This window comes from Rhizobium giardinii bv. giardinii H152 (assembly GCF_000379605.1).
GTDB lineage: Bacteria > Pseudomonadota > Alphaproteobacteria > Rhizobiales > Rhizobiaceae > Pararhizobium > Pararhizobium giardinii.
Genome location: NZ_KB902757.1, coordinates 189,161 through 201,972 on the forward strand (window position 1 = coordinate 189,161; position 12,812 = coordinate 201,972).

The 12,812-nt window shown below is 61.7% G+C and carries 13 protein-coding genes; 7 read left to right on the forward strand and 6 right to left on the reverse strand.

Annotated elements, in window-relative coordinates; translation table 11 throughout:
• Positions 1–64: 64 nt before the first annotated feature.
• From fabI to A3AY_RS0134000, 3 genes are all read right to left on the reverse strand, one after another.
• Positions 65–883: an enoyl-ACP reductase FabI gene (gene fabI, locus A3AY_RS0133990; protein WP_018330131.1), complete on the reverse strand. Its 819-nt coding sequence runs from the start codon at positions 881–883 to the stop codon at positions 65–67.
• A gap of 228 nt (positions 884–1,111) precedes the next feature.
• Positions 1,112–2,227, reverse strand: coding sequence for a DnaJ C-terminal domain-containing protein (locus tag A3AY_RS0133995; protein ID WP_018330132.1), 1,116 nt, complete (start codon positions 2,225–2,227; stop codon positions 1,112–1,114).
• A gap of 319 nt (positions 2,228–2,546) precedes the next feature.
• Entirely contained in the window at positions 2,547–2,999 is a 453-nt protein-coding gene (locus A3AY_RS0134000) for an RT0821/Lpp0805 family surface protein (RefSeq protein WP_026204117.1), read from the reverse strand.
• Positions 3,000–3,115: 116 nt separating this feature from the next.
• Here A3AY_RS0134000 and pdxH point away from each other — a divergent pair, with 116 nt between their 5' ends.
• Complete coding sequence (gene pdxH / locus A3AY_RS0134005) at positions 3,116–3,748, forward strand: pyridoxamine 5'-phosphate oxidase (protein ID WP_268841590.1); 633 nt, start codon at positions 3,116–3,118, stop codon at positions 3,746–3,748.
• Between the two features lie 19 nt (positions 3,749–3,767).
• Here the strand turns inward: pdxH and A3AY_RS0134010 are convergent, their stop codons facing one another.
• From A3AY_RS0134010 to A3AY_RS0134025, 3 genes are all read right to left on the reverse strand, one after another.
• Entirely contained in the window at positions 3,768–4,799 is a 1,032-nt protein-coding gene (locus tag A3AY_RS0134010; RefSeq protein WP_018330135.1) for a polysaccharide deacetylase family protein, read from the reverse strand.
• A gap of 113 nt (positions 4,800–4,912) precedes the next feature.
• Entirely contained in the window at positions 4,913–6,328 is a 1,416-nt protein-coding gene (gene tldD / locus A3AY_RS0134020) for a metalloprotease TldD (protein WP_018330136.1), read from the reverse strand.
• A 78-nt stretch (positions 6,329–6,406) separates the two neighbouring features.
• Positions 6,407–6,946 (reverse strand): invasion associated locus B family protein, encoded by a 540-nt coding sequence (locus A3AY_RS0134025; protein ID WP_018330137.1) that lies wholly within the window; start codon positions 6,944–6,946, stop codon positions 6,407–6,409.
• 432 nt (positions 6,947–7,378) lie between these two features.
• Between A3AY_RS0134025 and coxB the strand changes: the two genes are divergently transcribed.
• From coxB to A3AY_RS0134055, 6 genes are all read left to right on the forward strand, one after another.
• On the forward strand, positions 7,379–8,263 hold the full coding sequence (coxB, locus tag A3AY_RS0134030; RefSeq protein ID WP_026204118.1) for a cytochrome c oxidase subunit II: 885 nt from the start codon (positions 7,379–7,381) through the stop codon (positions 8,261–8,263).
• Between the two features lie 20 nt (positions 8,264–8,283).
• Positions 8,284–9,978, forward strand: coding sequence for a cytochrome c oxidase subunit I (ctaD, locus tag A3AY_RS0134035; RefSeq protein WP_018330139.1), 1,695 nt, complete (start codon positions 8,284–8,286; stop codon positions 9,976–9,978).
• Positions 9,979–10,084: 106 nt separating this feature from the next.
• Entirely contained in the window at positions 10,085–11,041 is a 957-nt protein-coding gene (locus A3AY_RS0134040; RefSeq protein ID WP_018330140.1) for a heme o synthase, read from the forward strand.
• Positions 11,041–11,181: a hypothetical protein gene (locus A3AY_RS38815; RefSeq protein ID WP_018330141.1), complete on the forward strand. Its 141-nt coding sequence runs from the start codon at positions 11,041–11,043 to the stop codon at positions 11,179–11,181. The genes A3AY_RS0134040 and A3AY_RS38815 overlap by 1 nt, the downstream gene beginning before the upstream one ends.
• Positions 11,182–11,193: 12 nt before the next feature.
• On the forward strand, positions 11,194–11,802 hold the full coding sequence (locus A3AY_RS0134050) for a cytochrome c oxidase assembly protein (RefSeq protein WP_018330142.1): 609 nt from the start codon (positions 11,194–11,196) through the stop codon (positions 11,800–11,802).
• A 62-nt stretch (positions 11,803–11,864) separates the two neighbouring features.
• On the forward strand, positions 11,865–12,743 hold the full coding sequence (locus tag A3AY_RS0134055) for a cytochrome c oxidase subunit 3 (RefSeq protein WP_018330143.1): 879 nt from the start codon (positions 11,865–11,867) through the stop codon (positions 12,741–12,743).
• Positions 12,744–12,812 lie beyond the last annotated feature (69 nt).

The window sequence follows — 12,812 nt, forward strand, 5'->3', positions numbered from 1 at the left end:
AACCTTGTTCTGGGTAGCCGGGGCTCGATGTTCATGCAGAGCCCCGGAATTCCTTCGCGTCGCGTCAGTCCTTGATGACGGAGATGTCAGGCGCATCGACGGCCTTCATGCCCACGACGTGATAGCCGCTGTCGGCGTGATGCACTTCGCCGGTCACCGAACGGGAAAGATCGGAAAGCATGTAGAGACCGACGTCGCCCACTTCCTCGATGGTGACGGTACGGCGCAGCGGTGCGTTGTACTCGTTCCACTTGAGGATGTAGCGGAAGTCGCCAATGCCCGAAGCGGCCAGCGTCTTGATCGGGCCTGCGGAAATCGCGTTGACGCGGATGTTCTTCGGGCCGAGGTCGACGGCGAGGTACTTGACGCTCGCCTCGAGCGCTGCCTTGGCAACGCCCATGACGTTGTAGTTCGGCATGACCTTCTCGGCGCCGTAGTAGGTCAGCGTCAGCATCGAGCCGCCATCCGTCATCAGCTTTTCGGCGCGGCGGGCGACCGAGGTGAACGAATAGACGGAGATCTGCATCGTCTTGGCGAAGTTTTCAGCGGACGTGTCGACGTAGCGGCCCGTCAGTTCGTCCTTGTCGGAAAAACCGATCGCGTGAACGAGAAAGTCGATCTTGCCCCAGGTCTTTTCGAGTTCGTCGAAGACGGCGTCGATGGTGGCTTCGTCGCTCACGTCGCAATGGCCCGCCAGGATGCCGCCGACTTCGGCGACAAGCGGCTCCACCCGCTTCTTCAGCGCTTCGCCCTGATAGGTGAACGCGATCTCGCCGCCCTGGGCGTGGATTGCCCTTGCGATGCCCCATGCGATCGACCGGTTGTTTGCGACACCCATGATAAGGCCGCGTTTACCCTTCATCAGACCGGATGCTTGCGACATGATGTTAATGTCCCCAATATTGCCTCTGTTTCCGCCAGCCGTTGCTGGTTGGAAATTCCGCATCGTTAAACCTGCCGGAACCGCGCGCCGCTTCGTGATCGCGCCGGTCCTGAATTTTCGAGCATTGGCTATGGCATAGCCGCCATTGTGGTTCAAGCGTGGTGCGGATCAGGAACTGTTAGTCCCGGTAATAATGGGTCAGCGTCCACCGGGATAGTCGTAAAAGCGTTACAAATACAGTCCGTTGCGCAGGCTGCGCATGAGGTCGGTGACTTTTTCGTCTGGCTTTTCCCACAACATAAGCCGCAGCTCGACCAGCAAGTCGCCGCGTTTTCCATCGGCAGACGGCAGTCCATGGCCTTCGAGGCGGATGACATGGTCGGAGCCGGACCAGGCCGGAACGGTCACCTTGACCGGCCCCGTCAGCGTTTCCACCGTGGTCTCGCAGCCGAGCACGGCGTCCTGGATGTTTACCGGCAGCGTCGTGCGCAGGTCGATGCCATCCGGGCGGAAGGCGGCATCCCGGGCAATGCGGACGGTCACGACGACGTCACCGCGCAGCATGCCGTTCAGGCGGTAGCCCTGTTCCTTGAGGCGAATGACTGCGCCATCGGTGGTGCCGACCGGCAGCGTGACCTTCAGAGTCTGGCCGTCAGGCAGCGTTGCCGTCGCCTTTTCGCGGCGAAAAATATCCTCGGCAGAAACGGTGACGTCGCAAAAGATTTCCGGCACCTTGTCGGCGGTCTTGTTCGCCACGCCGCGAATGCGCCGGACGATGGCCGAGACCAGTTCGGCGGCAGGCGCCGCAGCGCGCGGAAAACCGCCGAAGCCTGCCGGTTTTTCCGTCGTTTCTTCTTTCGCTTCCGGCCTGCTGTCTGGTTCCGATGCAGCCTCGACTTTTGGCTCCGCTTTCGCTTCCGGCTTCGGCTCGACCTTGGATTGCGGTGCAGCCGCGGCCGGCTTCCGCTCCTGGGACCGCGGTTCCTGCGGCTTGGCGGTCTCCTGCGGCTTGACGCGATTGTCAGCGCCGAAGATTCGCGAAATCATGTCTTCGGCCGTTTCCGGATCGACGGTTTCGTCCTCGGTGGCGCCGCGGCTCTTGCGCTTCATCTCTTCCATGCGGCGCAGTTCCGCCTCGCGGCGCGCATAGTCGTAGCGGTTGCGCAGTTTGGGATCCTTCAGCACCTCGTAGGCGCGGCCGGCTTCGGCAAAGCGCTGGGTGGCCAGCGGATCGTCCTTGTTCTGGTCGGGATGCACGGCCTTCGCCACCGCCCGCCAGGCGGCCTTGATCTCGTCCGGTCCGGCATTGCGTCTGACGCCGAGCACTGAATAGGGATCACGCATGCATGTCACCGTTCTTGAGGGCCGAGGCACCGCATCCAGCGGTTCGTTTTCAGCCTGTTGAAACAACGAGGAACCGCGTCGCACCGGGCGCGCTCCTGATGGTTGCGATGATGAGAAGCCGCTGCTTAAATATCGGTTAGCCGGCCGGTCGGAATGACGATACGCATGCCCGGTGGAACGGCTTTGTCGAAGCGTGGTTAATGGCAGGTAGCGGAAAATCGGCGTTCTGGCTTAGCGCGTCGTCGTAAAGTGCAACGGCCTAAGCAGGTTTCGGAAAAGTGTTCCACGGTTTTCCGATCAAAACCTGCGACAAGTCTGCTTAGCTGCGCGGGCCGAAACTGGTGAGATACCATTCGCCGGTTCCAAGCATGCAGGTCTGGCCGTTGAAATTGGCGATGCCCTGGTAGGAGTGACGGGTCGTGGTGAAACTGCGGCAGATGGTGCCGTTCACCTCTTCCTCGGCAATATTGCTGATGACGCCGGCGCTGCCGGAGCTCGAGTTCGCCCAAGGGATCGGGTTTCCGGTCATCTTCGTCACATCGGCGGAGGAGACGGCATTGCGCACGGTAATGGCATCGACGTTATCCTCCTCATTGCTCGGCTGAGGCACGGAACCGGTGGCAACGGTCCTGTCGACATCGGAGGAGCTGGCAAGGCCAAGGCCGGCACCCATGCATCCCGACAAGGCGCCGGCGGCGAGACACAGGGCGGCCAATCCCGTCAACCGGGAGAAAACCTTTGTGTCCTTGATCGACTTTGCTATGTCTTGCACGGCATACCTGTCAGACTCGAAAGAGCAGCTTCGAGGTCCAAGGACACATCGGCAGGCTCTGACATTTTTCTTGGCGGGCGGGACCATCGGGCTCTGTCCGCGCCCACATCACGGCATTGGACGACAATATGAGCGAGACTGGGTTAACAACTGGTGACTTCACGGAAGAGAATGAACCCTTTTCCCTGTTCGGCACGTGGCTGAAAGAGGCCGAGGCGTCGGAGATCAACGATCCCACTGCCGTGGCGCTGGCAACGGTCGATGCGGACGGGCTGCCGGATGTGCGCATGGTCCTGCTGAAGGATTTCGATCAGCGCGGCTTCGTGTTCTACACCAACTTCGAGAGCCGCAAGGGCCAGGAAATCCTCGGCAGCATGAAGGCCGCGATGTGTTTCCACTGGAAGACCCTGCGCCGCCAGGTGCGCGTGCGCGGTCCCGTCGAGATCGTCAGCAACGAAGAGGCGGACGAATATTTCAAGAGCCGCGCCCGCGGCAGCCGCATCGGCGCCTGGGCGTCGAAACAGTCGCGGCCGCTCGAAAGCCGCTTCGCGCTGGAAAAGGCCGTGGCTGAATATACCGCGCGCTATGTCATTGGTGAAATCCCACGCCCGGACTATTGGTCCGGCTTCCGGATCAAGCCGACGTCGATCGAATTCTGGAAGGACGGCGCCTTCCGCCTGCACGACCGCATCGAATTCCGTCGCGAGACGCCGGATGGCAACTGGAGCAAGGTCAGGATGTATCCCTGACCGGTGCCGGTTCCGTGGGCTAGCTGCCGGCCATCAGCCTGAAGGGAATGCCCGATGCGAGCGCGCTGACATGGCCCGCCTTCTGGAAATGGCCGTTCAGCGAGATGCGGGGAAGGGCGGTCCGTTCCTGGCCATTGGCCAGAGTGCCCGGCTGCGTGGTAACGGCAGTCGTGAAGCCGAGGTCGCTCGCGATCGCGTGATCGCGCGGCGAAACGGTGCCGCTATAGCCATAGGGATAGGCAAACGAGGCGGGCCTGCGGCCGGTGATCCGCTCGACACGCATGGCCGAGCGGTCCATCTCGCTTCGGGCGGCGTCGTCTGTCAGACGCGCCAGCGCCCGATGCGTGATCGTGTGGGCGCCAAGGCTCGCCAGTGGATTTTCAATGAGTTTCCGCAGGCCGGCTTCGTCCAGCGTCAGATCGGTCGTCAGCTTCAATGCATCGACGCCCTGAAGATCGGCCATGGCCTTCAGCCGGTCCACCGCTGTCGTTTCGTCGATGGCATGGATGAAGGCGGCGACACGATCAAAGGCCGCCTGCTTTTGCAACAGCGTCGCGGCCGGCAGCGTCTCCATGTCCTTGTCGAATTGGAACCTGAGGCTCCTCTGTCGCTCCAGCAGGTCGGCAAGGACCTCCCACCAGAGGACTGCGGTCCTATCGACGAACCCGCCGGCAACGAAGACGGTGAAGGGCACGCGATGATGGGAAAAGACCGGGGCGGCGTATTCGAGATTGTTGCGGTAGCCGTCATCGAGCGTGAACGCAGCGACGGGCTGTGGATCGCTCGAGGCAAGATGAGCGGGCAGGGCGTCGAGCGCAATGAACCGGTAGCCGTCGCGCTTCAGCCGGGTGATCGCGGTATCGAGAAACTCCGGCGTAATCTCCAGATGCGCATTGGGATGGAAGGCACGCGGCGCTTTTGGCCGGACGTGATGGAGCGTGAAGATCGCACCGCGCCCGCGTGCGCGGCGCAAAAGGCCGGTCGAACTGACGATACGCGCGACGTTGAGGCCGCCGGTTATCGCGGCGCGCCTGGCGGCCTTTCGCAGCATGGCTTTCACGGCTGTTGCCACCCTTCGGGCTGAGGTTTCGAGGGCCCGACTTTAATGGCGGCGGCGTTAACACCTGTTGAATCGGCCGTTTGATACCGTCGCGACGGCTGTGCTCAGGCTTGCGTCCCGCCGACGGTCATCTCGTTCATTCTGAGATGCGGCTGGCCGACCCCGACGGGCACCCATTGACCGCCCTTGCCGCAATTGCCCATGCCGGTGTCGAGCTTCATGTCGTTGCCGATCATGGTGATGCGCTGCATCGCGTCCGGGCCGTTGCCGATCAGCATGGCGCCTTTCACCGGCGCGCCGATCTTGCCGTTCTCGATCAGATAGGCCTCGGTGCAGCCGAAGACGAATTTGCCCGAGGTGATATCGACCTGGCCGCCGCCGAAGGAGACGGCATAGATGCCCTTCTTCACAGACGCGATGATCTCTTCGGGCGTCTTGTCGCCGGCAAGCATATAGGTGTTGGTCATGCGCGGCATCGGCACATGCGCGTAGGATTCGCGCCGCCCGTTGCCGGTCGGCTTCATGCCCATCAGCCGGGCGTTCTGGCGGTCCTGCATGTAACCGACGAGCTTGCCGTCGTCGATCAGCACGTTGTAACCGGACGGAGTGCCCTCGTCGTCGATGGTCAGCGACCCGCGGCGCGCCTCGATCGTGCCGTCGTCGACCACGGTGACGCCCTTGGCGGCGACCGTCTGGCCCATCAGCCCGGCGAAGGCCGACGTCTTCTTGCGATTGAAATCGCCCTCGAGCCCGTGGCCGACGGCTTCATGCAGCATCACCCCCGGCCAGCCGGAGGAAAGCACCACATCCATGGTTCCGGCCGGCGCGTCGATGGCAGTCAGATTGACCAGCGCCTGCCGCAACGCCTCGTCGGCCCCGCGCTGCCAGTTGTCGGTGGCAACGAAATCGCCGAAGCCGCGCCGGCCGCCGACACCGTACGTCCCGGATTCCTGCCGGTCGCCTTCGCCGACGACCACGGAAATGTTGAGCCGAGTCATCGGCCGGATGTCGTGCATGCGCTCGCCGTCGGCGCGCAGGATGTCCACCACCTGCCAGCTGGCGGCAATCGAGGCGGTGACCTGCCTTACCTTCGGATCCTTGGCCCGAAGATAAGCGTCGATCTCGGCAAGCAGCGACACCTTGGCCTCGAAGCTCGGTTCACCGATCGGGTTCTCGTCGCCGTAGAGGCGTCTGTTGGTGCGCTGCGGTGCTGCCGCATAGCTGCCGGAATAGCCGCGGGTCACCGCGCCGACCGCATCGGCGGCCCGCTTCAAGGCAGAGAGCGAGAGATCGCCCGCATGCGCATAGCCGACCGCTTCTCCGGCGACTGCGCGCAGGCCAAACCCCTGGTCCGTGTTGAAACTGCCGCCCTTTAGGCGGCCATTGTCGAAGGACAAGGTCTCCGACTGGCTGTGCTCGATGAACAACTCGCCGTCATCGGCGCCCGACAGCGTCTTGGCCAGCACCTCGCGCACGACCGCCTCGTCGCTGTCGAACAGTTTGATGAGATCGGTGTCCATGGCGAAGCTCCATATGCTGAGGATATGGTGCACTATGTAGGGAGAGGTTAGGAGAGGGGCAAGCGGAGATGTCGCCGTTCAAGGCAGCGCGTCATATCCGTCGCCGAAGCCCTTGAGGTCGACAGGGATACCGATGCCTTCTTCCGGCGACTGGAAGACGATGAACGTGGCGGTCGCTCCGCTGCGGAAGGTTTTCAACAGTTCCTCTTCCAGAACCACCTCGGCGTAGCAGCCATCCGAGAAGCAGCGGACGAAATAGGCGCGGCCGATATCCTTGCCATCGACATTGAGACCGAGGCCGTTGGGCAGCAGGACGCCGAGCGGTGCAAGCACGCGCAGGATCTTCGCCTTGCGATCGGCCGTCTTCAGGACCACCACCGACAACCCGACTTCCGGACGATCTTCGGCAATGACGTTCTGCATCAGGGCGCATTGCTCGGCACTTGCCCCCGCCGGCTGGTCGCAGACGATCGACCAGGCGCCGTGGTTCGACTTCACCGTACCCGGTGTGCCTGGCTGTTGCGCTCCGGGCTGCTGGGCCGCTGCCGTATAGGAAAGAAGAGTGGCGGCAAGCCCGAGCGCCGCGATCGGCAGCCGGGAAAGGAGGGGCAGGCCCATGTAAACCTCAAACTTAAGAATCAGTCCGGCTATTCTTGAAGTGCGTGCACGCAAATGAAAAGCCCCGCGGCGGTACATTCCAGCCCGGTGTGGCGGAAATGGGGCTCCCGCAGCAGGCGCAGGCGGCAAAGCAAGCCGTAAAGTCGCGAAGGAGCGGCTATCGCCGTAGTGTTGGCAGTCTTAAGTATGGTATAGCCTGCGGCATCGACATGACATGCCGGATGGTGCCGGTGCGGTCTTCTTCGCCGCGCGCCTACGGAAGACCGCATCGCTCAAGAGCCTGTGCGAAAAGCACGGTTTGCGCAAAAATGCCGCATGGGCTGGTAGGGACAGATGTTGCGGCGCTGATCAAACTGTGGTTTGAAGCGCTTCAGTATCGCAGGGATTCTGCGTTTCGGTTTGATCCTGATCAAGCGCCCAGGGAGACATATTGTGAAAAACAAGGCTTATGCAGTTCTGGCATCGATTGCCTGTCTGCTTTTTGCTACGAACGCCTTTGCCGACAAGCCGGTCGCTTGGCAGACCAATTTTCAGCCGGCAGCAACCGGAATCATGGAAGAAATCACATGGTTCGAGCACTATACGCTGTGGTTCATCATCCCGATCACGCTGTTCGTCCTGGCTCTGTTGATCTGGATCGTGATCCGGTTCCGCGAAAAGGCCAATCCGGTTCCTTCCAAGACCAGCCACAACACGATGATCGAGATCATCTGGACGGTCGGCCCGGTCCTCATTCTGCTCTTCCTGGCCATTCCCTCCTTCCAGCTCCTGACAGCGCAGCTCACGCCGCCGGCAAATCCTGACCTGACGGTGAAGGCGACCGGCAACCAGTGGTACTGGTCCTATGAATATGAAGTCGGCGAAAGCCCGCTGACCTTCGACAGCCTGATGATGAAGGAAGAAGATCGCGCTTCCCTCGGCAAGGAAGACAAGACGGAATATCCGCGTCTTCTCGCCGTCGACAACGAAGTCGTCGTTCCCGTCGGCAAGACCGTCCGCGTTCTCGTGACCGCCGCAGACGTCATTCACGCCTTCGCCATGCCGGCGTTCGGTGTGAAGATTGATGCCGTTCCCGGCCGCCTCAACGAAACCTGGTTCAAGGCCGACCGTGAGGGGCTCTACTATGGCCAGTGTTCCGAGCTTTGCGGCAAGGACCATGCCTACATGCCGATCGCCATCCGCGTGGTCAGCGAAGACAAGTACAACACTTGGCTTGCTGCCGCCGCCACCAATATCGGTGATGCGAACAAGGCCCTCATGGCTTCCATCGACGGCGCGGAAAAGACCGTCGACGTCGCTGCAAACGCCGCACAGTAATTCGAAGGGGAACTCGACCCATGGCCGGAACAACCGCGCAACACGATCACCGTCATGATCACGCCCATGATCATGGGCACGACCATGACCACGCCCACAAGCCGCTGACCTTCTTCCAGCGTTGGTTTCTGTCGACCAACCACAAGGATATCGGCACGCTCTACCTGATCTTCGCGATCTTCGCCGGCATCGTCGGCGGCACCCTGTCGGTCTTCATGCGCGCCGAGCTGCAGGAGCCGGGCATCCAGATCTTCCACGGCCTGGCGTCCATGGTCTACGGCTTCGAGGGCGATGCTGCCATCGACGGCGGCAAGCACATGTTCAACGTGTTCACGACGGCGCACGCGCTGATCATGATCTTCTTCATGGTCATGCCGGCGCTGATCGGCGGTTTCGCCAACTGGATGGTGCCGATCATGATCGGCGCGCCGGACATGGCCTTCCCGCGCATGAACAACATCTCCTTCTGGCTGATCATTCCGGCCTTCCTGCTCGTGCTCCTGTCGATGTTCGTCGAAGGCCCGGCGGGCGCCTATGGGTCGGGCGGCGGCTGGACGGTCTATCCGCCCTATTCGACATCGGGGCAGCCCGGTCCCTCCATGGACTTGGTGATCCTCGGCCTTCACATCGCCGGCGCCTCGTCGATCCTCGGCGCGATCAACTTCATCACCACCATCCTCAACATGCGCGCTCCGGGCATGACGCTGCACAAGATGCCGCTGTTTGCCTGGTCGGTGCTGATCACCGCCTTCCTGCTCTTGCTCTCGCTGCCGGTCCTGGCAGGCGGCATCACCATGCTGCTCACCGACCGCAACTTCGGCACGGCCTTCTTCGCGCCGGAAGGCGGCGGCGACCCGATCCTGTTCCAGCACCTGTTCTGGTTCTTCGGCCACCCGGAAGTCTACATCCTGATCCTGCCCGGCTTCGGAATCGTCAGCCACATCGTCTCGACCTTCTCCAGGAAGCCGATCTTCGGTTACCTCGGCATGGCCTATGCCATGGTCGCCATCGGCGCCGTCGGCTTCATCGTCTGGGCGCACCACATGTACACGGTCGGCATGTCGCTCGACACGCAGCGCTACTTCGTCTTCGCGACGATGGTCATCGCGGTTCCGACCGGCGTGAAGATCTTCTCGTGGATCGCGACGATGTGGGGCGGCTCGATCCGCTTCACCACGCCGATGGTCTGGGCGATCGGCTTCATCTTCCTGTTCACCGTCGGCGGCGTCACGGGCGTCCAGCTCGCCAATGCCGGCCTCGACCGTTCGCTGCACGACACCTACTACGTGGTTGCCCACTTCCACTACGTTCTGTCGCTCGGCGCCGTCTTTGCGATCTTCGCCGCCTGGTACTACTGGTTCCCGAAGATGACCGGCTACATGTATTCGGAATTCCTCGGCAAGCTGCACTTCTGGGTGATGTTCGTCGGCGTCAACCTGGTGTTCTTCCCGCAGCACTTCCTCGGCCTTGCCGGCATGCCGCGCCGCTACATCGACTATCCGGATGCCTATGCCGGCTGGAACATGGTATCGTCCTACGGCTCCTACATCTCGGCCGTCGGCGTCCTGATCTTCCTCTTCTGCGTCTTCGAAGCCTTCGCCAAGAAGCGCGTTGCCGGCGACAATCCGTGGGGCGAGGGTGCCAACACGCTGGAGTGGCAGCTGACATCGCCGCCGCCGTTCCACCAGTGGGAACAGCTGCCGCGCATCAAGTAAGCGCCGCTTTCACTCCGAAGCCGCCGGTAACGGCGGCTTCGCTCCACGTCGGGGAAAACCGGCAAGACGGCGCGCGATAAGTGCCGAAACGATCCAAGGACGAGATATGACGGTCATCGAAAATCACGAAGCAATGGGTCCGGAGGGCGGCGCTCGTCTCTCGGAAGCCTCTGCGCGCGATTTCTTTGAGCTGCTGAAGCCGCGCGTCATGTCGCTGGTGGTGTTCACAGCACTTGCCGGCATGGTGCTGGCGCCGGGCCACATCCATCCCTTCATCGGCTTCATCGCGATCCTCTGTATCGCCGTTGGCGCCGGAGCCTCCGGTGCGCTCAACATGTGGTACGACGCCGATATCGATGCGGTGATGACCCGCACGGCGAGGCGGCCGATCCCGGCGGGAAAGATCCTGCCGAAGGAAGCGCTCGCCTTCGGCCTGACGCTCTCTGCCTTCTCGGTCTGCATTCTCGGCATCGTCGTCAACTGGCTGTCGGCCGGGCTGCTCGCCTTCACGATCTTCTTCTATGTCGTCATCTACACGATGTGGCTGAAGCGCTCGACGCCGCAGAACATCGTCATCGGCGGTGCCGCCGGCGCTTTCCCGCCGATGATCGGCTGGGCCTGCGTGACGAATGGAATTTCGATCGAAAGCATCGTGCTTTTCCTGATCACCTTCCTGTGGACGCCCGCCCATTTCTGGGCGCTCGCGCTGTTCAAGATGCGCGATTATGGCGCAGTCGGCGTGCCGATGATGCCGAATGTCTGCGGCGAGGCGACAACCAAGAACCAGATCGTCATCTATGCCGTGCTGACCGCCATGATCGGCGTCGTGCCGACGGCCCTTGGCTTCGCCAGCACCGCCTATGGCACGATTGCGCTCTGTCTTGGTCTCGGCTTCATCTGGTACTCGATCGGCGTTCACCGCATGCCGGAAGGTGACGAGAGGATGATCCCCGCCAAGAAACTCTTTGCCTTCTCGATCCTCTATCTCTTCGCGATCTTCTCCGCGTTGATGGTCGATCATCTGATTGCCACGCTGTGGCTCACCGTCGGAAAGGTTGCCTGATGGAACTCGTGTCGCTTACGGACGCCCAGAAGAAGTCGCGCCGCGGCCGCAACATCGCGCTCGGCGTCGTGCTCTTCGGCCTCGTTGCCGTCTTCTATGTCGTGACGCTGATCAAGTTCAGCAGCGGCATGGTGCAGTAGGATCAACAGCGCATGTCAACGGCGAACAATGCAGACCGGAAGAAGGACCGCGCAAACGGCGTCATCGTCGCGTCCTGCGTAGCCTTCGTGTTCGGCATGGTCGGCATGGCCTATGCCGCCGTTCCGCTTTACGACATGTTCTGCAAGGTCACCGGCTACAACGGCACGACGAAGCGCGTCGAGCAGGCGTCCGACGTCATCCTCGACAAGACCATCAAGGTGACCTTTGACGCCAATACGGCACCGGGCCTGCCTTGGGATTTCAAGCCGGTTCAGCGCGACATCGAACTGAAGATCGGCGAGACCGTGCAGGTCGCGTTCGAAGCGACGAACATGTCGAAGAAGCCGACGACGGGGCAGGCTGTGTTCAACGTGACGCCAATGGCGGCCGGTGCCTATTTCAACAAGGTGCAATGCTTCTGCTTCACCGAGACGACGCTGCAACCCGGCGAAAAGATGGAGATGCCGGTGGTGTTCTTCGTCGATCCGGAGATCGTCAATACGGTCGAGACCAAAGGTATCAACACGCTGACGCTTTCCTACACCTTCTACGCCCGCGAACCGTCGAAGCCGATTGCCGGCCTGACGGTGAAGCCGGGAGAGACTGACAACAAGCTTTGACAGATCACCGTTTTCGGCTAAGCCGGAGGCGATACGAGACAGACTTATCGGGGATTATTCATATGGCCGGTGCGCATCAGAAAAACCACGACTACCACATCATCGACCCGAGCCCCTGGCCGCTTCTGGCATCGATCGGCGCCTTCATCATGGCCTTCGGCGGCGTTGCCTACATGCGCTACCTGGCCGGCGGTTCGTTCAAGATGTTCGGTCTCGAACTTGCCAATCCGTGGGTGTTCTTCATCGGCCTCGTCGTCGTGCTCTACACGATGTTCGGCTGGTGGTCGGACACGATCAAGGAAGCGCATGAGGGCCACCACACCCGCGTCGTGTCGCTGCACCTGCGCTATGGCATGATCATGTTCATCGCCTCGGAAGTGATGTTCTTCGTCGCCTGGTTCTGGGCCTTCTTCGATGCAAGTCTCTTTTCCGGCGAAGCCATCCAGGCAACACGCTCCGCGTTTACCGGCGGCGTCTGGCCGCCCAAGGGCATCGAGGTCCTCGACCCCTGGCACTTGCCGCTCTACAACACCGTGATCCTGCTGCTCTCCGGCACCTGCGTGACCTGGGCGCACCATGCGCTGCTGCACAACGACCGCAAGGGCCTCGTCAACGGCCTGACGCTGACCGTGCTGCTCGGCATCCTGTTTTCGAGCGTCCAGGCTTACGAATATGCCCACGCCCCGTTCGCCTTCAAGGATTCGATCTACGGCGCGACCTTCTTCATGGCGACCGGCTTCCACGGTTTCCACGTTCTGGTCGGCACGATCTTCCTGCTCGTCTGCCTGCTGCGTGCGGTCAAGGGCGATTTCACCCCGAAACACCATTTCGGCTTCGAAGCCGCCGCCTGGTACTGGCACTTCGTCGACGTGGTCTGGCTCTTCCTGTTCTTCTCGATCTACGTCTGGGGCGGCTGGGGCGCACCGCTCGCCCACGGCTGATCGGGTCCTTATCCCAGAAATCTAAAAAGGCGGGTGCCAAGGCGCCCGCCTTTTTCATTGTTGGCAATG